The organism is Novosphingobium sp. PhB57 (genome assembly GCF_004342985.1).
Taxonomy (GTDB): Bacteria; Pseudomonadota; Alphaproteobacteria; order Sphingomonadales; family Sphingomonadaceae; genus Novosphingobium.
Map to the genome: position 1 here is coordinate 994,244 of NZ_SMBO01000001.1, position 19,159 is coordinate 1,013,402.

The 19,159-nt window shown below is 64.3% G+C and carries 21 protein-coding genes and 2 riboswitches; of the genes, 7 read left to right on the top strand and 14 right to left on the bottom strand.

Going from position 1 to position 19,159, the window contains the following annotated elements; translation table 11 throughout:
* Positions 1–3 precede the first annotated feature (3 nt).
* A complete protein-coding gene (atpD, locus tag EDF58_RS04500; RefSeq protein ID WP_132263019.1) occupies positions 4–1,461 on the top strand; it encodes a F0F1 ATP synthase subunit beta in 1,458 nt (485 codons plus the stop codon).
* 6 nt (positions 1,462–1,467) lie between these two features.
* Complete coding sequence (locus EDF58_RS04505) at positions 1,468–1,722, top strand: ATP synthase F1 subunit epsilon (protein ID WP_132263020.1); 255 nt, start codon at positions 1,468–1,470, stop codon at positions 1,720–1,722.
* Between the two features lie 85 nt (positions 1,723–1,807).
* Here EDF58_RS04505 and EDF58_RS04510 read toward each other — a convergent pair whose 3' ends face one another.
* A complete protein-coding gene (locus EDF58_RS04510; protein WP_132263022.1) occupies positions 1,808–3,157 on the bottom strand; it encodes a sulfatase-like hydrolase/transferase in 1,350 nt (449 codons plus the stop codon).
* 296 nt (positions 3,158–3,453) lie between these two features.
* Here EDF58_RS04510 and EDF58_RS04515 point away from each other — a divergent pair, with 296 nt between their 5' ends.
* Entirely contained in the window at positions 3,454–4,965 is a 1,512-nt protein-coding gene (locus EDF58_RS04515; protein ID WP_132263024.1) for a CpaF family protein, read from the top strand.
* Here EDF58_RS04515 and EDF58_RS04520 read toward each other — a convergent pair.
* The gene (locus tag EDF58_RS04520) at positions 4,962–5,168 is read right to left on the bottom strand and encodes a hypothetical protein (protein WP_132263025.1); all 207 of its coding nucleotides are present in this window, start codon (positions 5,166–5,168) and stop codon (positions 4,962–4,964) included. The genes EDF58_RS04515 and EDF58_RS04520 overlap by 4 nt on opposite strands.
* 92 nt (positions 5,169–5,260) lie before the next feature.
* Here EDF58_RS04520 and EDF58_RS04525 point away from each other — a divergent pair, with 92 nt between their 5' ends.
* The 3 genes from EDF58_RS04525 (at position 5,261) to EDF58_RS04535 (ending at position 6,696) form a co-directional block, all read left to right on the top strand.
* Complete coding sequence (locus EDF58_RS04525; RefSeq protein ID WP_132263027.1) at positions 5,261–6,181, top strand: DMT family transporter; 921 nt, start codon at positions 5,261–5,263, stop codon at positions 6,179–6,181.
* Positions 6,182–6,264: 83 nt separating this feature from the next.
* On the top strand, positions 6,265–6,399 hold the full coding sequence (locus tag EDF58_RS04530) for an entericidin A/B family lipoprotein (protein WP_132263029.1): 135 nt from the start codon (positions 6,265–6,267) through the stop codon (positions 6,397–6,399).
* Positions 6,400–6,567: 168 nt separating this feature from the next.
* On the top strand, positions 6,568–6,696 hold the full coding sequence (locus tag EDF58_RS04535; protein ID WP_132263030.1) for an entericidin A/B family lipoprotein: 129 nt from the start codon (positions 6,568–6,570) through the stop codon (positions 6,694–6,696).
* A 66-nt stretch (positions 6,697–6,762) separates the two neighbouring features.
* On the opposite strand, the gene EDF58_RS04540 is transcribed toward EDF58_RS04535, so the two are convergent.
* The 12 genes from EDF58_RS04540 to EDF58_RS04595 all read right to left on the bottom strand — a co-directional run bounded on the left by EDF58_RS04540 (position 6,763) and on the right by EDF58_RS04595 (position 17,455).
* Positions 6,763–7,278 carry a DUF1453 family protein gene (locus EDF58_RS04540; RefSeq protein WP_132263032.1) on the bottom strand — a complete coding sequence of 172 codons (516 nt, stop codon included), beginning with the start codon at positions 7,276–7,278 and terminating at the stop codon, positions 6,763–6,765.
* Positions 7,279–7,282: 4 nt separating this feature from the next.
* The gene (gene gcvPB, locus EDF58_RS04545; RefSeq protein ID WP_132263034.1) at positions 7,283–8,884 is read right to left on the bottom strand and encodes an aminomethyl-transferring glycine dehydrogenase subunit GcvPB; all 1,602 of its coding nucleotides are present in this window, start codon (positions 8,882–8,884) and stop codon (positions 7,283–7,285) included.
* Complete coding sequence (gcvPA, locus tag EDF58_RS04550) at positions 8,881–10,239, bottom strand: aminomethyl-transferring glycine dehydrogenase subunit GcvPA (RefSeq protein WP_132263036.1); 1,359 nt, start codon at positions 10,237–10,239, stop codon at positions 8,881–8,883. Before gcvPA ends, gcvPB begins: the two co-directional genes overlap by 4 nt.
* Before the next feature lie 31 nt (positions 10,240–10,270).
* Complete coding sequence (gene gcvH / locus EDF58_RS04555) at positions 10,271–10,642, bottom strand: glycine cleavage system protein GcvH (protein ID WP_132263038.1); 372 nt, start codon at positions 10,640–10,642, stop codon at positions 10,271–10,273.
* Positions 10,643–10,654: 12 nt separating this feature from the next.
* On the bottom strand, positions 10,655–11,824 hold the full coding sequence (gcvT, locus tag EDF58_RS04560; protein ID WP_132263040.1) for a glycine cleavage system aminomethyltransferase GcvT: 1,170 nt from the start codon (positions 11,822–11,824) through the stop codon (positions 10,655–10,657).
* 34 nt (positions 11,825–11,858) lie between these two features.
* Positions 11,859–11,976: riboswitch (glycine riboswitch) on the bottom strand.
* Between the two features lies 1 nt (position 11,977).
* Positions 11,978–12,083, bottom strand: a riboswitch (glycine riboswitch).
* Between the two features lie 101 nt (positions 12,084–12,184).
* Positions 12,185–12,865 carry an NAD(P)H-binding protein gene (locus EDF58_RS04565; protein ID WP_132263042.1) on the bottom strand — a complete coding sequence of 227 codons (681 nt, stop codon included), beginning with the start codon at positions 12,863–12,865 and terminating at the stop codon, positions 12,185–12,187.
* A complete protein-coding gene (locus EDF58_RS04570) occupies positions 12,858–14,018 on the bottom strand; it encodes a deoxyguanosinetriphosphate triphosphohydrolase (protein ID WP_132263043.1) in 1,161 nt (386 codons plus the stop codon). The genes EDF58_RS04565 and EDF58_RS04570 overlap by 8 nt, the downstream gene beginning before the upstream one ends.
* A gap of 42 nt (positions 14,019–14,060) precedes the next feature.
* Complete coding sequence (locus EDF58_RS04575; RefSeq protein WP_132263045.1) at positions 14,061–14,378, bottom strand: hypothetical protein; 318 nt, start codon at positions 14,376–14,378, stop codon at positions 14,061–14,063.
* 25 nt (positions 14,379–14,403) lie between these two features.
* The gene (locus EDF58_RS04580) at positions 14,404–15,816 is read right to left on the bottom strand and encodes an NAD(P)(+) transhydrogenase (Re/Si-specific) subunit beta (RefSeq protein WP_132263047.1); all 1,413 of its coding nucleotides are present in this window, start codon (positions 15,814–15,816) and stop codon (positions 14,404–14,406) included.
* Positions 15,816–16,151 (bottom strand): proton-translocating transhydrogenase family protein, encoded by a 336-nt coding sequence (locus EDF58_RS04585; protein ID WP_132263049.1) that lies wholly within the window; start codon positions 16,149–16,151, stop codon positions 15,816–15,818. Before EDF58_RS04585 ends, EDF58_RS04580 begins: the two co-directional genes overlap by 1 nt.
* 41 nt (positions 16,152–16,192) lie before the next feature.
* Positions 16,193–17,326 (bottom strand): NAD(P) transhydrogenase subunit alpha, encoded by a 1,134-nt coding sequence (locus EDF58_RS04590; protein ID WP_132263051.1) that lies wholly within the window; start codon positions 17,324–17,326, stop codon positions 16,193–16,195.
* A gap of 3 nt (positions 17,327–17,329) precedes the next feature.
* Positions 17,330–17,455 (bottom strand): aa3-type cytochrome c oxidase subunit IV, encoded by a 126-nt coding sequence (locus EDF58_RS04595; RefSeq protein ID WP_132263053.1) that lies wholly within the window; start codon positions 17,453–17,455, stop codon positions 17,330–17,332.
* A gap of 274 nt (positions 17,456–17,729) precedes the next feature.
* Between EDF58_RS04595 and EDF58_RS04605 the strand changes: the two genes are divergently transcribed.
* A complete protein-coding gene (locus EDF58_RS04605; RefSeq protein ID WP_132263057.1) occupies positions 17,730–19,154 on the top strand; it encodes a sigma-54 dependent transcriptional regulator in 1,425 nt (474 codons plus the stop codon).
* Positions 19,155–19,159: the final 5 nt, after the last annotated feature.

Here is a 19,159-nt window from a genome sequence, read left to right on the forward strand (position 1 = left end):
GAAATGGCCACTGCACCCGTGCTCAACCAAACTTCTACCGGCAAGATCAGCCAGGTCATCGGCGCCGTCGTCGACGTGACCTTCGAAGGCGAACTGCCCGCCATCCTCTCCGCGCTGGAGACCGAGAACAACGGCCAGAAGCTGGTTCTCGAAGTCGCCCAGCACCTCGGCGAGAACACCGTGCGCACCATCGCCATGGACGGCACCGACGGTCTGACCCGCGGCCAGCCCGTGTCGAACACCGGCAAGCAGATCTCGGTGCCGGTCGGCCCCAAGACGCTCGGCCGCATCATGAACGTCGTCGGCGATCCCATCGACGAGCGCGGCCCGGTCGGCTCGGACATGTTCGCCCCGATCCACGCCGAAGCCCCGCCCTTCGTCGACCAGTCGACCGAAGCGGCGATCCTGGTCACCGGCATCAAGGTGATCGACCTTCTCGCGCCTTACGCCAAGGGCGGCAAGATCGGCCTGTTCGGCGGCGCCGGCGTGGGCAAGACGGTTCTCATCCAGGAACTGATCAACAACATCGCCAAGGGCCACGGCGGCGTCTCGGTCTTCGCGGGCGTCGGTGAACGTACCCGTGAAGGCAACGACCTCTACCACGAATTCCTCGACGCCGGCGTTATCGCCAAGGACGCCGAAGGCAACGCCGTGTCGGAAGGTTCGAAGGTTGCTCTCGTGTTCGGCCAGATGAACGAGCCGCCGGGCGCCCGTGCCCGCGTCGCGCTTTCGGGCCTGACCATGGCCGAGTACTTCCGCGACCAGGAAGGCCAGGACGTTCTGTTCTTCGTCGACAACATCTTCCGCTTCACCCAGGCGGGCGCGGAAGTGTCGGCTCTGCTCGGCCGTATTCCTTCGGCCGTGGGCTATCAGCCGACCCTGTCGACCGACATGGGCCAGCTGCAGGAACGCATCACCTCGACCACCAAGGGCTCGATCACCTCGGTCCAGGCGATCTACGTTCCCGCGGACGACCTTACCGACCCGGCGCCGGCCACCTCGTTCGCCCACTTGGACGCAACGACCACGCTGAACCGCGCCATTTCGGAACTGGGCATCTACCCGGCCGTCGACCCGCTCGACTCGACCTCGCGCGTTCTTGAGCCCCGCGTCGTCGGTGCCGAGCACTACGAGACCGCCCGCCGCGTTCAGGAAACCCTGCAGAAGTACAAGTCGCTTCAGGACATCATCGCGATCCTGGGCATGGACGAGCTTTCGGAAGAAGATAAGCTCACCGTCGCCCGCGCTCGCAAGATCCAGAAGTTCCTTTCGCAGCCGTTCCACGTCGCGGAAGTCTTCACCGGCATCCCGGGCAAGTTCGTCCAGCTCGAAGACACCGTGAAATCGTTCAAGGCCGTCGTCGAAGGCGAATACGATCACCTTCCGGAAGCAGCCTTCTACATGGTCGGCGGCATCGAGGAAGCGGTCGCCAAGGCCAAGAAGCTGGCCGAAGAGGCGTAATCGATCATGGCTCTGCACTTCGAACTCGTCACGCCGGCCAAGCTCGTCCGCTCGGAAGACGTCCACATGGTGGTCGTCCCCGGCACCGAAGGCGAGTTCGGCGTGCTGGAGGGCCACGCGCCCTTCATGTCGACGATCGCCGACGGCGCGCTCAAGGTCTACCGGACCGAGAACGCCACTCCGGAAGAAATCCGCATCACCGGCGGCTTTGCCGAAGTGGGCGACAAAGGCCTGACCGTACTCGCCGAGCACGTCGGCTGATCTCTCACGCTAGTCGGCAAAAATAAAAAAAAGGCCGCCTCAGCCGAGGCGGCCTTTTTTTTGATTTGAAGATGAAACAATATTCTTAAAGGGCAGCCCCCTGTCGTGATCGATCCAATGCTCGTCGGTTGCGAAGCATGATCCAAGGAACATGTTCTGCATCGTAGCGATTTCTAAGAGCTCGCTGGAAGAATGGTGGCATGTGATCCCCGACAATGAGAATATCGGCTTCCGGGAAATCAGGCCTCATAACTTCCTTCATGATAGAATCGGCAAGTCGCTGCTGGAGCAAGTAGGAACGACAGAGCATGGGAAACTGCTCATTCCAATTCTGATCGGCAAGCCTACAGTTGTCGGTATGAGCGTCACTATCTTCCGCCACTGGCAAATGACTGTTTAATGTAAGCCAGTAGATTAGGTTCCTTCGGTCAGGTAACGAACGCAACTTGTCCCCGATTATACTTGGTATGTCGGTATCGCAGGCACCTGGGAAAACACCCCCGCATTTATGGGCATCGAGTCCCAGTAACTCGGGCATGAAAAGCTGATCCTGAAACCCCAGTTTTGGATGCCAGGTTTGCCTCTCAAAAAAGTCTCCAGTGAAAGTGTGAATCGAGGTCGTGTGAAAACCCGCGTCCTTGAACTGCGCCGGCAGACAATGCGCATTATCGAAGTCGAAGCTCTCGAAGTCCTTCCAGACTGAGCACCACTCCCGTAATTCTGCATTTGTTGTTGAACCATAATAAGTGCTTGTACCGCCAGTGACTTCATATCGGCTGGACCAACGCGCTTTACCCCAGGCTTTATCGAACAAAGCCTGATCATGGGGGTTGTTGGGCTGCCCCAAGGACTCAACAAGAATGACGACAAGATTCCGCGCGCTAACTGTGCTCGGCGTTAATTCATTCCGGATCATGGCGGAGTCGATCGGTGCATCCGCTGGGGCGGTCATCTTATACGACCCTCGTGCTCCAGCAGTAGCGGCACCATCGACAAGGATCAGGAGCGCCACCGTAGCCAAAGCCATGATCTTGTGATCCAGCGTCGAGAGCTTTGGAACTTGCGGCGCAAATTTGATCGCAAGCACCATTGCTACCAATATGGTTCCCACGGCCATTAGATATTCGGGTGATTGCCGAAGATCGAGTTCTCTTGCAAACCCAACGGAAGCAACGACCGTCGTTGGGTTCAGATTGAACGAGATTGCGATGTACATCATCACGCTAGTCAAAAAGCAGAAAACAATACCTGCTCGCCTGATCCAAACGTTTTCAGAATGGCAAATCGCGACGGCAGCGACACCACAGACAGCCATCGGGAATGCCATCTGCGGCCCGCCAATCGGCCACATGGCAATTGCACCGATGTTCGGAATGCAAATCCACCAGAAAGTAAAACTGAGCGAGAAACTACGCAATAAAGTAAACTTACCCATCGGCACCCCACAAGCCAACGTTCATTCGACCTGACCTGCCCCGGCCGATCTTTCGCCCGGCTATCTATTGCAAGCGTAGTTAACGCATAGCTAATCAGCACTGTCCGGAAACCACCCTGACCGCTTTGAACTGCCAACTTGCGGCACCTTTGGACCTGAAGAGCCGGTGCACCGCAATATGGTTGAACTCCAGCCACCATTAGGAAGTTATCAAAGTTTCAACCTTAATCCTGCGCTCAATCGCAGGACATCGCCATGCGGCAGGGTGTGCCGGCGCTGAAAGGGTTGACGAGAACATGACTGCATTCGGGCGTCGCAACGGCATCGGCGGACTGGGCCAGGGCGCAAGGCCTGCGTTCGGCGTGGCCAAGCCGCTGAAGGTTGGCGCCGAGACTACGGCCGGGGCCGCCCAGCCTTCCAGTGATCCCTTTCCCCTGCCCGCCGGCTCCGGGACCGCTGCACCGCAAAACTCCCGCGACGATGCGATGTCGCGTCTCGCGGACCGCGCCAATGCCGTGCATGATGGCCAGTCCGAGCAGAGCGGCTTCGAGGCATCGATCCACAAGATCAAGGAGCAGGTCCTGCCGCGCCTGCTGGAGCGCGTCGATCCGGAGGCCGCCGCCACGCTGACCAAGGACGAGCTGTCCGAGGAATTCCGGCCCATCATCATGGAGGTCCTCGCCGAGCTCAAGATCACCTTCAACCGCCGCGAGCAGTTCGCGCTGGAGAAGGTCCTGATCGATGAGCTGCTGGGCTTCGGCCCGCTGGAAGAGCTGCTCAACGATCCCGACGTCTCGGACATCATGGTCAACGGTCCGAACCAGACCTACATCGAAAAGAAGGGCAAGCTTCAACTCGCGACGACCAAGTTCCGCGACGAGCAGCACTTGTTCCAGATCGCCCAGCGCATCGTCAACCAGGTCGGCCGCCGCGTCGACCAGACCACGCCGCTGGCCGACGCCCGCCTCAAGGACGGCAGCCGCGTCAACGTGATCGTGCCGCCGCTTTCCCTGCGCGGCACCGCCATCTCGATCCGTAAATTCTCGGAGAAGCCGATCACCATCGACATGCTCAAGGACTTCGGTTCGATGAGCGAGAAGATGGCGACCACGCTGAAGATCGCCGGGGCCTGCCGGATGAACGTCGTGATCTCGGGCGGTACCGGGTCCGGCAAGACGACGATGCTCAACGCGCTGTCCAAGATGATCGACCCCGGCGAACGCGTGCTCACCATCGAGGACGCCGCCGAACTGCGCCTGCAGCAGCCGCACTGGCTGCCGCTGGAAACCCGCCCACCGAACCTCGAAGGCCAGGGCGCCATCACCATCGGCGACCTCGTCAAGAACGCATTGCGCATGCGTCCCGACCGCATCATCCTGGGCGAAATCCGCGGCGCGGAATGCTTCGACCTGCTGGCCGCGATGAACACCGGCCACGATGGCTCGATGTGCACGCTTCACGCCAACAGCCCGCGCGAGTGCCTGGGCCGTATGGAAAACATGATCCTGATGGGCGACATCAAGATCCCCAAGGAAGCGATCAGCCGCCAGATCGCCGAATCAGTGGACCTCATCGTGCAGGTGAAGCGCCTGCGCGACGGTTCGCGCCGCACCACCAACATCACCGAAGTGATCGGCATGGAAGGCGATGTCATCGTCACCCAGGAACTTTTCAAGTTCGAATATCTGGACGAGACCGACGACGGCAAGATCATCGGCGAATTCCGCAGCTCCGGCCTGCGCCCCTACACTCTGGAAAAGGCGCGCCAGTTCGGCTTCGACCAGGCCTATCTCGAAGCCTGCCTCTAACCCCTGAACAGATCCTTCCCAACCACCCCCAGCAGCAGTACCGCTGCCATGAGGGCGAAGAAGAACACGGGCGTCCAGGGCATGAAGCCCACCCGGTCGAGGTCGCGGCGCTTCATGCGGCGGCGGTCGCCCAGCCAGGCCACGGCCGCCAGGGCAACCGCCAGGCCGCCGATCACGGCCATGATCTTATCGGAATCGTTCATGGCCCGCCCTTGCCTCCTTCCGCCGCCAAGTTAAAGCCCTGGCGGTGAACGCCGCCCGCCCATCATCGAAAACATCCCGGCCCGACCGCCCGATGCTTGCCATCACCCTGCGCCTGATGGCGATGGTGATGCTCTCGACGATGTTCATGCTGGTCAAGCTGGCAGGGCGCAGCGGGGTCTCCGCAGCGGAGATGGTATTCTGGCGCCAGGCCATGGCCGTGCCCCTCATCGCCGGAGGACTGTTGCTGACGGGCCGCCTGCCGATGTTGCGGACACGGCGCCTCGGCACTCACGCCGCCCGCGCGACCACAGGCACGCTCGGCCTGGTCTGCAACGTCACCGCAGCCATGCTGCTGCCGTTGCCGGTGGGCACGACCCTGGGCTTCACCGCGCCGCTCTTCGCCGTGCTCATCACTGCGCTGGTCGTGCGCGACAAAGTTGGACCCTGGCGCTGGCTGGCCGTGGTCCTGGGCTTCCTGGGGGTGCTTGTCATCACCCGGCCCGATGCGCCGGTGCAGGACCTGCCACTGGTGGGGCTGGCCGCCGGACTGGGCGCCGGCGTCATCGTCGCCGTGGTGAGCTTCCAGATCCGCGACCTTGCCCGGACCGAAGAACCCATCGCCTGCGTGTTCTGGTTCGCCTTCTTCGGTTCGCTCTTCGCCGCCGTGCTGCTCCCCTTCTACGGTCGCGCTCACGAACCCCAGATATGGCTGCTGCTTGTCGCCGTGGGGGTTACCGGAACCCTGGCGCAACTGCTCATCACCGCGGCGCTGCGCCACGGCGCGGTCGCCACCGTGGTGGTCATGGACTACACCGCCCTCATTTGGGCAACCACTTACGGATACACCGTTTTCGGCGACGCGCCGCCGCCTTCGATCTGGTTCGGCGCCCCGCTGATCATCGCTGCCGGACTCGTCATCACCTGGCGGGAGCACGTCCTGAGCAAGCGGATCTCCCCGACTTCTGCCCTGGATGAAAGCGCGATCGAAGAATCCGTGCTGCCTTCGCGCTAGCCTCCGGGAACCGGGGGCTTCACCGAGAGTTGCCTCCAACGTTCCCGCTTGAATGATCGGGATTGCGTAGAAAGGAACCTCACATGGTCAAGAATCTCGTTCTCGCGCTGGTCGCCGGAAGCATCGTCTTCTCCGCCGCAGCCTGCAACACCGTGAAGGGCGCGGGCAAGGACGTTGAATCGGTCGGCCAGGCCGGCGACGACGCCATCAACAAGTAATTCGCCCGAGGCGTCCAGCACCGCTGCTCCGATGCGGCGCAACGCCGTATCGGCGCGGCGGATAGCCTGCTGACCTGACCGCGAGCCTCTTTCTCTCCATCGGAAGATGGATTAGCGACAGCGCGAGGCATCCGCCTCGGACATTGTTCGTTGAAGGTTCAAGCAATCATGATCAGGAAAGCGGTTCTGGCGCTTGCAGTTTCGGGCCTCGTGCTCGGTGCGGCGGCCTGCAATACCGTTCGCGGCGTCGGCCAGGACATCGAGTCTGCCGCAAACGCGGTTGACCGCGCGACCTGAGGTCTCCGAAGGTAACGTGGCGCGAAACGGTCTGCCGCTTCGCGCCACAAGCTTTTCCCTCGAAGATCAGCTGTCCGAGATGTGGTTCGCCACCATGGCGCGTGCCCTCTGCCACAGGATCATGCGGCTGATCACCACCATCCCCAGCACGAAGCCGAGCATGGCATCGGTCATCAGCAGGGCATTGGCAGCCGGATGGCCCGCCCCGATCGCCATTCCGCCCGGCAAGATCATCCGCCGCAAGGCGAAGACGACCAGAATCAGCACCAGCGCCAAGGGCGACTGGCGCATCATCACCCGGGCTTCATCCCCCTCACCTTCGACATGGAGCCGCATGAGGCGCGAACGCTGCATGCCGATCCCGCCGCCGATGGCGAAGCCGGCGGCCAGGGCCATCCAGCCCAGCGCCCCCGGCGGCATGCCATAGAGCGCCAGGCTGACGGTCGCTCCGACGATCAGCGGCGCAATCCAGAGAAGGGGGAGACGGAGCGGCCGCGCCTTTTCAAGGCTGCGAAAACGCCAGGCCATCACTGCTGCGAAAATCAGCAACGGCAGCCAGGCCGCATATCCGTTTCCCCCCATAGTCTCAACTACCCCCGATTTCGCTCAGCGAAGGCGTGCCCGGCTCACCCGGGGCGCCCTGCCATACGAGCACAGGCTTGCGCGCCGCGAGCGTTTCGTCAAGGCGGCGACGCGGTGCGAAGTGCGGTGCGCTGTGAAGGCTCTGGTCGCCATCCTTGGCGCGCTGGGCCAGGCTGCGCAGCGAACCGATGAAGCGATCGAGACCGGCCTTGCTTTCCGTCTCGGTCGGCTCGACCAGCATCGCGCCCTTCACCACCAGCGGGAAGTAGACCGTCATCGGGTGGAAGCCCTCGTCGATCAGACCCTTGGCGATGTCCAGCGTGGAGAAGCCCTCGGCCAGACCCGCATCGCTGAACAGCGCCTCGTGCATGCACGGGCCGCTCTTGGCGAAGGGTGCCGGCAGCAGATCCTCGCACGAACGCAGGACGTAGTTGGCGTTGAGCACCGCGTCCTCGGCCACCTGGCGCAGACCGTCCGCACCGTGGCTGAGGATGTAGGTCAGCGCGCGGGTGAACATGCCCATCTGGCCGTGGAAGGCGACCATGCGGCCGAATGCCTGCGCATGGCCCTCGCCCGCGTTTTCCTCCTCGACGAGGTGGACGCGGCCGTCTTCACCGCGGCTGACGAAAGGCAGCGGCGCGAACGGCGCCAGCGCTTCGGACAGCACGACCGGACCGGCACCGGGACCGCCACCACCGTGCGGCGTGGAGAAGGTCTTGTGCAGGTTGATGTGCATGGCATCGACGCCGAGGTCGCCGGGGCGCACCTTGCCGACGATGGCGTTGAAGTTCGCGCCGTCGCAATAGACGTAGCCGCCCGCTGCGTGAACCGCGTCACCGATCGCCTTCATGTCAGGCTCGAACAACCCGCAGGTGTTCGGGTTGGTGATCATCACGCCCGCGACGTTCGGGCCCAGCTTGGCCTTCAGCGCCTCTACATCGACGCGGCCTTCCGGGGTCGCCGGGATCGACTGGACCTTAAAGCCCGCGAAAGCGGCGGTCGCCGGGTTGGTGCCGTGGGCGCTCTCAGGCACCAGCACCACGTCGCGCTTCTCACCGCGCGCGTCGAGCGCGGCGCGGATGCAGAGCAAGCCGCAAAGCTCGCCGTGCGCGCCGGCCTTGGGGCTCATCGCCACCGAGGCCATGCCGGTCAGCGTGATCAGCCAGTCGGCCAGCTGCTCGATCACTTCCAGCGCGCCCTCGACCGTCTTCTGCGGCTGGAGCGGGTGAACGTCGGCAAAGCCCGGCAGGCGGGCCATCTTCTCGTTCAGGCGCGGGTTGTGCTTCATCGTGCACGAACCGAGCGGGAACGGCCCGAGGTCGATCGCGTAGTTCTGGCGCGACAGGCGGGTGTAATGGCGGACGGTTTCGGGCTCGGTCAGGCCGGGCAGCGCCGGAGCCGACTTGCGCAGGAACTTCGACAGGCCGGCCGCTGCCGGACGGCTGGGCGTGTCGAGATCGACGCCGCATTTCTCAGACGAACCGAGTTCGAAGCTCAGTGCTTCTTCCAGCATCAGGCCATAATCGCCCGAGGCGGTCTTGAAGCCAGCGCCCTCACCGGCTTCACCCATGCTCGGGCGCCAGCCGCTTGCGTTTACCGCGTTCATGCCAGCACTCCTTCAAGCTCACGGGCAAAGGTTTCGATATCCTCGTCGGTCACGGTCTCCGTCGCCGTCACCAGCAGGCCCTTGTGGAGATCGCTGTTCTCCGGGAATAGGCGGCCGAGCGAGACGCCGCCCAGAACCTTGCGGTCCGCCAGTTCGCGAACCACTTCGCGGGCGTCGCGGGTTAGGACCAGCGTTGCTTCGTTGAAGTATGCCTGGTTCAGCACCGTCACGCCCGGCACTTTGGCCAGACGCTCGATCATTGCCTGCGCCTTGTCGTGGTTCACGGCGGCCAGCTGGGCCAGACCTTCACCGCCCAGCAGGGTCAGGTGAATACTGAAAGCCAGCGCACAAAGCCCTGAATTCGTGCAGATGTTGCTGGTCGCCTTCTCGCGGCGGATATGCTGTTCGCGCGTGGAGAGCGTCAGCACGAAGCCGCGCTTGCCTTCGGCGTCCACGGTCTGGCCGCAGAGACGGCCCGGCATCTGGCGCACGAACTTCTCGCGGCAGCCGAACAGGCCCAGGTACGGGCCGCCGAACTGCAGGCCGACGCCGATCGACTGGCCTTCACCCACGACGATATCGGCACCCAGCGCGCCCGGCGCCTCGATCATGCCCAGCGCGACCGGCTCGGTGACGACAGCGATGAGCAGCGCGCCCTTGGCGTGCGCGGCTTCAGCAATCGCGGCAAGGTCGGGGATGCGGCCCATCACGTCCGGATACTGGACGACGACACAGGAGGTCTTGTCGTCGATCTGGGCGATGACGGCAGCGTCATCGGGATCAGCCACGAGTTCGGCCTTCAACGAGACGATATCGTCTTCGGTGAACTTGGCCATCGTGCGCACGACTTCGGCGTAGTGCGGATGCAGGCCGCTCGACAGCACGGCGCGGGTCTTGCGGGTGATGCGGCTGGCCATCAGGATCGCTTCCCAGCACGCGGTCGAACCGTCGTACATCGAGGCGTTGGCAATGTCGGTGCCGAACAAGCGCGCGACCTGCGTCTGGAACTCGAACAGCACCTGCAGCGTGCCCTGCGCGATTTCCGGCTGGTAGGGCGTGTAGGCGGTCAGGAACTCGCCGCGCTGGATCAGGTGATCGACCGAGGCCGGAACGTGATGGCGATAAGCGCCAGCGCCGATGAAGAACGGCGCCGTTCCGGCCGAGAGGTTCTTGGCCGCAAGCGCGGACATGTGCCGTTCCACCGCCATTTCGCTGGCGTGGAGCGGCAGCCCCGCGATGGGACCGGAAAGACGGGCCTCGGCGGGCACGTCGACGAAGAGGTCGTCGACCGTGTCGGCACCGATGACGCCGAGCATCTCGGCACGATCGGCGGGAGTCAGGGGCAGGTAGCGCAAGCGGCGATACTCCGTGAATTCTATCGGTAAATCAGAGGCTTTCGACGTACTGCTTGTAAGCAGCCTCATCCATCAGCGCGCCGAGTTCGGAAGCCTTCGAAAGAGTGATGCGGAACAGCCAGCCGCCGGTTTCGGCCTGGGTATTGACCAGTTCGGGCTCATCGGCGAGCGCGCCGTTGGCTTCGGCGATCGCGCCCGAAACCGGGGTGTAGACGTCCGAAGCGGCCTTCACCGAATCGACGACCGCAACCGAATCGCCCTTGCCGAACGTGGCGCCGGCTTCGGGCAGGTCGACGAAGGTGATGTCGCCAAGCTGGCCCTGCGCATAGTCGGTGATGCCCACGGTGCCGAGGTCGCCCTCAATTTCGATCCACTCGTGTTCCTGCGAGAAATAACGGGTCATGGGTAGGTATCCTCAGCGGTGATAGCGGTTGGGGACGAAGGGCATGGCTGCGACGATGGCGTCGAGCTTCTTGCCCCGTATTTCGATGGAAAGAGCCGTGCCGTCCGCCGCCACGGCGGCGTCGACATAGGCCATGGCGATGGGGTGCTGGAGCGAGGGCGAGAAGCCGCCCGAGGTCACTACGCCCACTTCCTGTTCGCCATGGAAGACCTTGGCGCCTTCACGCGCGGCCTGGCGGCCGTCGAGCTTCAGCCCGATGCGCTTCTGCGCGGTGCCTTCGGCAAAGTCGCGCTGGACGCGCTCGGCGCCGGGGAAGCCGCCTTCGAGGCGGCGGCGCTTGTTGACGCCGAAGGCAAGACCGGCCTCGACCGGGCCGCGCTCGGGGTCCATGTCATGGCCATAGAGCGGCAGACCGGCTTCGAGGCGCAGGGAATCGCGCGCGCCAAGGCCGATCGGCTTCACTTCGGGCTGGGCCAGCAGCAGGTCCGCCACGGTGGCAGCAGCTTCGCCGGGGATCGAGATTTCGAAACCGTCCTCTCCGGTATAGCCCGAACGGCTGATCCAGGCATCGACGCCGCCCAGCGTGAAGCGGCCGCCTTTCATGAACGTCAGCGCCGACAGCGGGTATTCGCCCTCGGCCACGCGTTCCAGCGCGGCGAAAGCCTTGGGGCCTTGCAGCGCCAGCAGCGCGCGGTCGTCAAGGTGGTTGAGCGTGACGTCGTCCGGCAGGTATTCGCGCAGCGTGCCGATATCGTCCCACTTGGTGGCACCGTTGACGACGATGTAGAAACCGCCCGGCCAGCGCGAGACCATCAAATCGTCCAGAATGCCGCCGTTCTCGTCCAGCAGCAACGAGTAGCGCACCGCGCCCAGCTTCAGGGTCGAGAGGTCGATCGGCAGCGCAGCTTCCAGCGCAGGCTCGATATCGGTCTGCGCGTCTTCCTCGCCGGTGACCAGCAACTGGCCCATGTGGCTGACGTCGAACAGGCCGGCGTTTTCACGCGTCCAGAGGTGTTCGGCCATGATGCCTCCCCCTGCGACGTCGTACTGCACAGGCATCATGTAGCCGGCGAACTCGACCATGCGGCCGCCCTGATCGCGGTGCCAGCCATTGAGCGGCAGCAGCATCGGTTCGATGGGGGCTTCTTCCTGATCGGAATCGGTAATCGGATATTCGCTCAAGACATGACTCCGCACAGTTCGGTACACCATTCCAGGTGCCCCCTCTGTCACGGAAACCTGAGAGCTTCCCTTGGCCAACCAAAAGGCTTGACCAAAGTTACACCGTCGGCGGCCTCATCCCAAGGGATGAGACACTTTCCAGAGTCTCGCTATCGACGCTGCGCGGTCCTTTTGCCTGAGAGATTCCGGGGCGGTTGCTCCTTCGGCGCCTGCATGTTTCCGCATGTGCGAATCAGCAGGTCTCTCCCGCGCTGTCAGCGATACCTCGTCACTTGATTGAGCGCCGCGCCCAAGTCAACGCAATCGCGCTGCGGCGCATCATAATTTCCACCGATAGCCGCGAGGCCGACGGTGGGGCCTTCAGCGCAGGACCGCCGCCATGGAATCGTGCTCATGAACGAAAATTCCAGGTGCCTCCTCGCCGCTCAGCGCGAGAATGACCTGCGCGAGGCGCACGGCCGCGATGGAGCGGAACCGGCGCAGCCTGGCATGGAAAACCAGCAGATCTGCCAGGGGGGCGATCACCTGCCCCGCCATTTCCAGCGGACGATCCTCGATCCGCCGCCCGCGCAACAGGCCGGGCCGCAGGATATCGAGCCGCGCGAAGCCCAGTTCGCCCAGGGCCTTTTCCACTTCGCCTTTCGTGCGCAAGTAGAGGTTGGTGCTTTCGGCATCGGCACCCACGGAGGAGACCAGGATCATCCTGTCGATCCCGGCCTCGCGGGCTGCCCGAGCCGTCTCCAGCACGAGGTCATGGTCGACCGCCCGAAACGCCTCGTCGCTGCCGGCCGCCTTGCGCGTGGTGCCCAGAGCGCAGACGAGAACGTCGCCATGCGCGGCCTCGATCAGCGTCGGCCACTCGCCGGTACCGCCGACCAGGATTTCCAGCCGCGCGCCCGCCGGCAAAGGCACCTCTCGCCGCGCGACGCCGATGATGCGAACGTCCGGACGCCGGATGCTTTCCTCGATCACCGCAGCCCCGACCAGACCACTCGCGCCGACGAGGCAGAGACGCCGCGCAGCCACGATCGTATCAGACATTGCGCAGCCCTTCCGGGGTGCTGCCATAGATCTGGGCGTGGCAGGAGATGGCGTAGCGGTCGGTCATGCCGGCAATGTAATCGGCAATGTGGCGGCTGCGGGCCGGTTCGTGGCGGGGCAAGCCGTCGATCCAGCTTTCCTCCATCAGCACCGGCTCCTGCGAATAGGCCGAGTAAAGCTCCGCCAGCAGCGCCCGCGCACGACGCGCCGTTTCGAGTTGCTCGGGATGGTAGTAGAGCTTCTCGTACATGAAGCGCTTGAACTGCCGCTCGCCCTCCTCGACCTCGGGCGAGAAGGCCACCAGCTGGCGACCGGCAGAGCGCACCTGATCGATGCTATCGATGCCGACGAGCCGCTTCTGCGTCTCGTCCAGCAGGTCGTTGACCATGAAGCCGATCTGGCTTCGGATCAGTTCGGCGAGCTGGCGATCGCGCGGAACGCCCGGATAGCGGCGTTCCACGTCGGCCCAGCGCGGCACGATGAAAGGATGGGCGAGCAGTTCGTCGAGATCGAGGAAACCCGCGCGCAGGCCGTCGTCGATGTCGTGGTTGTCGTAGGCGATATCGTCGGACAGCGCCGCGACCTGGGCTTCGAGCGAGGCATAAGTGCCCAGTTCCAGGCCATAGGCCGCGTCCAGTTCCGCCAGCGCCCAGTTCGGCTCGGACACCGGTCCATTGTGCTTGGCAAGGCCCTCCAGCGTTTCCCAGGTCAGGTTCAGCCCGTCATGCTCGCAATAGGGGCTCTCGATCCGCATCAGGGTGCGCAGACAATTGGCGTTGTGATCGAAGCCGCCCGCCTTGTGGAGCGCGGCGTCGAGCGCTTCCTCTCCGGCGTGGCCGAAAGGCGGATGGCCGATATCATGCGCAAGAGCGAGGGCTTCGGTAAGGTCTTCGTCGAGGCCGAGGATCCGGGCGATCACGCGGGCGACTTGCGCCACTTCCAGGCTGTGCGTCAGGCGCACGCGGTAGTGGTCGCCATCGGGCGCGATGAACACCTGGGTCTTGTAGCGCAAGCGGCGGAAAGCGATCGAATGCACGATCCGGTCGCGGTCACGCTGGTAGGGGCTGCGCTGTCCGCGCGGCAGACCGGTGTCCACGGGGAACTCGCGGCCGCGCGAGCGAGCCGGATCGGAGGCGTAAGGTGCAAGGGTCAAGCTGAAATCTTTCCCGAAAGCAGGCTTGCTCTCGGCGCCCTACTAGCGAGCAAGACCCGTCTTGCACAAGGCCGCCGAGGAAGTGGTCACGAGAATGGCCTGGCTGTCGTTCACGGCTTTCACGCCGCGAACCCAGGCTCCCGGCGTTTTCTTGTCGCCTTCCAGTTTCTGCAGCTTGATCAGCTGCAGGATGCCCAGCCGCTTCACCATGCGCTTCGACATGCAGGTGGCCACGCGGTCCGACATCCCGGCCTCCACAAGGGCCGTGCGCAGGCGCCAGCCGGCATAAAGGTGGACGCCGAAAGAGAGCACGGCGACCAGGCCGACGAGCAGAAGGGCAGACTTTAGGAAGCGCAACATGGCAGCGCCCTATAAGGCGCCGCAATCAGTCCGCCAGCGCTTTCACGATGTCCTCGACCATCTTCTTGGCATCCGCCAGAAGCATCATGGTCTGGTCCATGTAGAACACCTCGTTGTCCACCCCGGCATAGCCCTGCCCGCCCATCGATCGCTTGATGAAGAAGATGGTCTTGGCCTTCTCTACATCGAAGACCGGCATGCCATAGATCGGCGAGCTTTTGTCGGTCTTGGCGGCGGGGTTCACCACGTCGTTCGCGCCGATGATGAAGGCGACGTCGCACTGGGCGAATTCGCCGTTGATGTCCTCCAGCTCGAAGACTTCGTCATAAGGGACGTTGGCTTCCGCCAGCAGCACGTTCATGTGGCCGGGCATGCGGCCCGCGACCGGATGGATCGCGTATTTGACGCCGACGCCGTGCGCCTTGAGCCGGTCCGCCATCTCGCGAAGGACATGCTGGGCCTGGGCCACCGCCATGCCGTAGCCCGGGATGATGATGACGTTCTCGGCTTCCTTCATCAGGAAGGCGGCATCTTCGGCCGAGCCGCGCTTCCACGGCCGGTCCGATACGGCAGCGCCGCCGCCTGCGCCGGCCTCGGCGCCGAAACCTCCGGCGATCACCGAGATGAAGCTGCGGTTCATCGCCTTGCACATGATGTAGCTCAGGATCGCACCCGAGGAACCCACGAGCGCGCCGGTGATGATCATGGCGGTGTTGTGCAGCGTGAAGCCCATCGCCGCGGCGGCCCAGCCCGAATAGGAATTGAGCATGGACACCACCACCGGCATGTCCGCTCCGCCGATCGGGATGATGAGCAGGAAGCCGATGGCAAAGCTGAGGAGCACGATCGCCCAGAACAGCGCGGGCGTGTTCCAGTGGAACAGACCGACGAGCACGACGATGGCCACCAGCGCCGCAAGATTGATGACGTGCCGGCCCGGTATCAGGATCGGCGCGCCGCTCATGTTGCCGTTGAGCTTGGCGAAGGCGATCACCGAGCCCGAGAACGTCACCGCACCGATGGCGACGCCCAGCCCCATCTCGATCCGGCTTCCCTTCAGGATGTCCAGGCCGCCCGCTGCGAGAATGCCGAAAGCGGCGGGATTGTAATAGGCCGCGATGCCGACAAGCACGGCGGCCAGGCCGACCAGCGAGTGAAACGCCGCGACAAGCTGCGGCATCGCCGTCATCTGGATCCTGCGCGCGATCACGAAGCCGATGCCGCCGCCGATGGCAATCGCGCCCAGGATCTCCGGCAGACTGGCGATTTCGTGCGTCAGCAGCGTGGTGGCCACGGCGATGGCCATGCCCAGCATGCCGTAGCGATTGCCCGCGCGGCTGGTGGAGGGAGACGATAGCCCGCGCAAGGCGAGGATGAAGCAGATGCCCGCAACGAGGTAGGCGCCGGCGACCCAGGGGTTCAAGGCATGGGCCTCCATCAGCGCTCGCCTCCTGCCTGCGCGGACGGCGGAGCCTGCTTCGCCTTGGCGGCCGGCTTGTCCTTCTTGCGGTACATCGCCAGCATCCGCTCGGTGACGGCAAAGCCCCCGAAGATGTTGACGCTGGCCAGCACCACGGCCCCCAGCCCGAGCCATTTCGCCAGGGGCGATCCCTGTGCCGCGCTCGCCACCAGCGCGCCGACGATAATCACCGAGGAAATCGCATTGGTCACCGCCATGAGCGGCGTATGCAGGGCCGGCGTTACCGACCAGACGACGTAGTAGCCCACGAAGCAGGCCAGCACGAAGATCGACAGGATCGAGACGAAGTCCATGAACTCGCTAGCCCCTTTTCAGCGCCCTTCCGGCGCGCTTCTCATCCGAGCAGCCGCTCGTGGACCACTTTGCCGCCCTGCGTCAGGCGGATCGCATTGCCGATTTCCTCGTCCAGCACGGGCTTGCCCAGATCCTTGTCCCAGAATGCCGAGAGGAAATTGAACAGGTTGCGCGCGAAGAGCGCCGAAGCGTCGGCGGGAAGCTGCGCGGGCGTGTTGGAATAGCCGACGATCCTGACGCCGTGCCGCTCCACCACCTGATCGGGAACGCAGCCCTCGACATTGCCGCCCTGCGGAGCCGCGAGATCGAAGATCACGCTTCCCGGTTTCATCGTGGCGATCTGCGCGTCGGAGATCAGGCGGGGTGCGGCGCGGCCGGGAATCAGCGCCGTGGTCACGACGATATCCTGCTTGGCCAGATGGCTGGATACCAGCGCGGCCTGCGCCTGCTGGTATTCCGCGCTCATTTCCGTGGCATAGCCGCCCGAGCCTTCGCCCTCGATGCCGCCGACGGTCTCCACGAAGATCGGCTTGGCACCCAGCGAGAGGATCTGCTCCCGGGTTGCCGCCCGCACGTCCGTGGCGGAGACTTGCGCGCCCAGGCGCCGCGCGGTGGCGATCGCCTGGAGACCGGCCACGCCCACGCCCATGACGAAAGCCTTGGCGGCGCTCACGGTGCCGGCCGCAGTCATCATCATCGGGAAAGCGCGGCCATAGAGGTTGGCGGCCACCAGAACGGCTTTGTATCCGGCGAGATTGGACTGCGAGGACAGGATGTCCATCGATTGCGCCCGCGTGATGCGGGGCATGAACTCCATCGCCAGAGCCTCCAGCCCGGCCGCGCCATAGTCCGTCACGCGCTGGCGCTGCATGAAGGGATCGAGCGCCGCCACCACCCAGGCGCCGGGCGAAACCGGCCCCAGCAGGGCGGGATCCGGCCCCTGAACCCCCAGAACGATATCGGCGCCCGCCAGAACCTGCTCGGCCGATCCCAGTTCGGCGCCGGCAGCCTTATAATCCGCATCGGCGATGCTTGCCCCGAGCCCGGCCCCGCTCTCGACGGCCAGCGCCGCGCCCAGCCCGACAAGCTTGCGGACCGTTTCCGGCGTGGCCGAAACCCGCGTTTCGCCGGATGCGCGCTCCCGTAGGACGGCGATCCGCGTGCCTTGCGCCACGGATTACCGAGCGATCAGGCTGACGACGAAAGCCACGATAACGACGATGATGCCCGTGCTCCAGGCCGTGACCTTGACGAAGCCGTTGTAGGTTTCGGTCGCCGCCTTGATGTCCTTGCCTGAAGCCATGAAACGGAATCCTCTGTGATTATTGCTGTTTGATCCGGGATATTTAGCGTTGACGGCCCTTGCGCTCAAGTGCGAAGCGGCGATGTCTTGCATTGATCAAGAAGCGCCGGGGATGCTCAAGTTCGATGCCGAACCTGCGCTTTCGAAGCGCGGCACGGCAAACTTTGCACGGACCGTCTTTTCGATGAAACGAGCGGAGCCTTAATTTCGTCTTTACCGGTATCTTCTAGATCCGGATCGTAACACCAGGGAGGCGACACGCGCGGGCATTATCATGGCGGAACAGGAACAACGCCTCCTCATGCTCATCGACGATGAGCCGGCGCAGAGCCGTCTGATCTCGGCGCTCGCGGCGCGGGAAGGCTGGCGCACGGTGATCGCCCGCGATTCCGAGACCGCCATCGCGACGCTCGGCACCCGCCAGGGCATGCAGCTTTCCGCGATCATCCTCGACCAGTGGGTGCCCGGCGACGATGCCTGCGTCCTGATCGCCGAGCTGAAGTCCCGCCGCCCCGCCCTGCCGATCCTGATGCTCACGGCCAGCACCTCGCCGCTCCTCGCCGTGGAAGCGATGCGCGCCGGAGCGGCAGACTACCTCGTCAAGCCGGTCGCGCCGGATCGTCTCATGCATGCGCTCCGCTCCGCCACGACCCGCGAAGCGCCGCGTGACGAACTGGCCCCGCTGACCGAGAAAATGCCTTCCAATCCCGATTTCGAATCGATGATCGGGGCCGCACCGAACTTCCGCAAGGCCTTGGCCGTCGCTGCCAAGGCCGCACGCGGGCATGGCCCGGTGCTGATCGAGGGCGAGACCGGTTCCGGCAAGGAAATGCTGATCCGCGCGATGCATGCGGCCAGCCCGCGCGCCAAGTCTCCGCTGCGGATCGTCAACGTTGGCGGCCTGCCCGCGAACTCCATCGAATCCGCCCTGTTCGGGCACGAAAAGGGCGCTTTCCCCGGTGCTTTCGATCGCCAGATCGGCGCCCTGCAGCACTGCGACGGCGCCACCCTGGCGCTTGACGAAGTGGACCGCCTGCCGCTCTCGGTGCAGGAGCGCCTGCTCGAATCGATCCGCAAGAGCGACGTGCGCCCCATCGGCGCGCGCCATTCCTTCCGCATCGATGCGCGCCTGATCGCCGCCAGCAACCTCCCGCTTCAGGACCTGGTGACTGAAGGCCATTTCCTGCCCGAACTGCTGGAAGCGCTTTCGCCCACCAAGGTCAGCCTGCCGCCGCTGCGCGAAAGGACGGGCGATATCCCCGCCCTCGCCCGCTTCTTCCTGGCCCGCATCGGCGAGCAACCGGGGCTGCGCGAACTCGGCATAACGGACGGCGCGCTTTCCCTGCTGGCCGCCTACGATTGGCCGGGCAATGTCCGCCAGCTCCAGGCCGTGCTGTTCCGCGCCGCGGTCTTCTGCGACGGCGACGCGCTGACTTCCGAGGATTTTCCCCAGCTCCTGAACATCCTCGGCTCCGGCCCGGCCACGGCCTCCGGCAACCCGATGCAGGAAAGCTCGGGCGTCATGCTCTACACGCCCGACGGCAACTTGCGCCCGCTGGACGAGATCGAGGCCGACGTCATCCGCCTCGCCATCGGCCTCTATCGCGGACGCATGACCGAAGTGGCGCGGCGGCTCGGCATCGGGCGCTCGACGCTCTATCGCAAGCTGGGCGAACTCGGGATCGACAACGCGGCCTGAGGCTG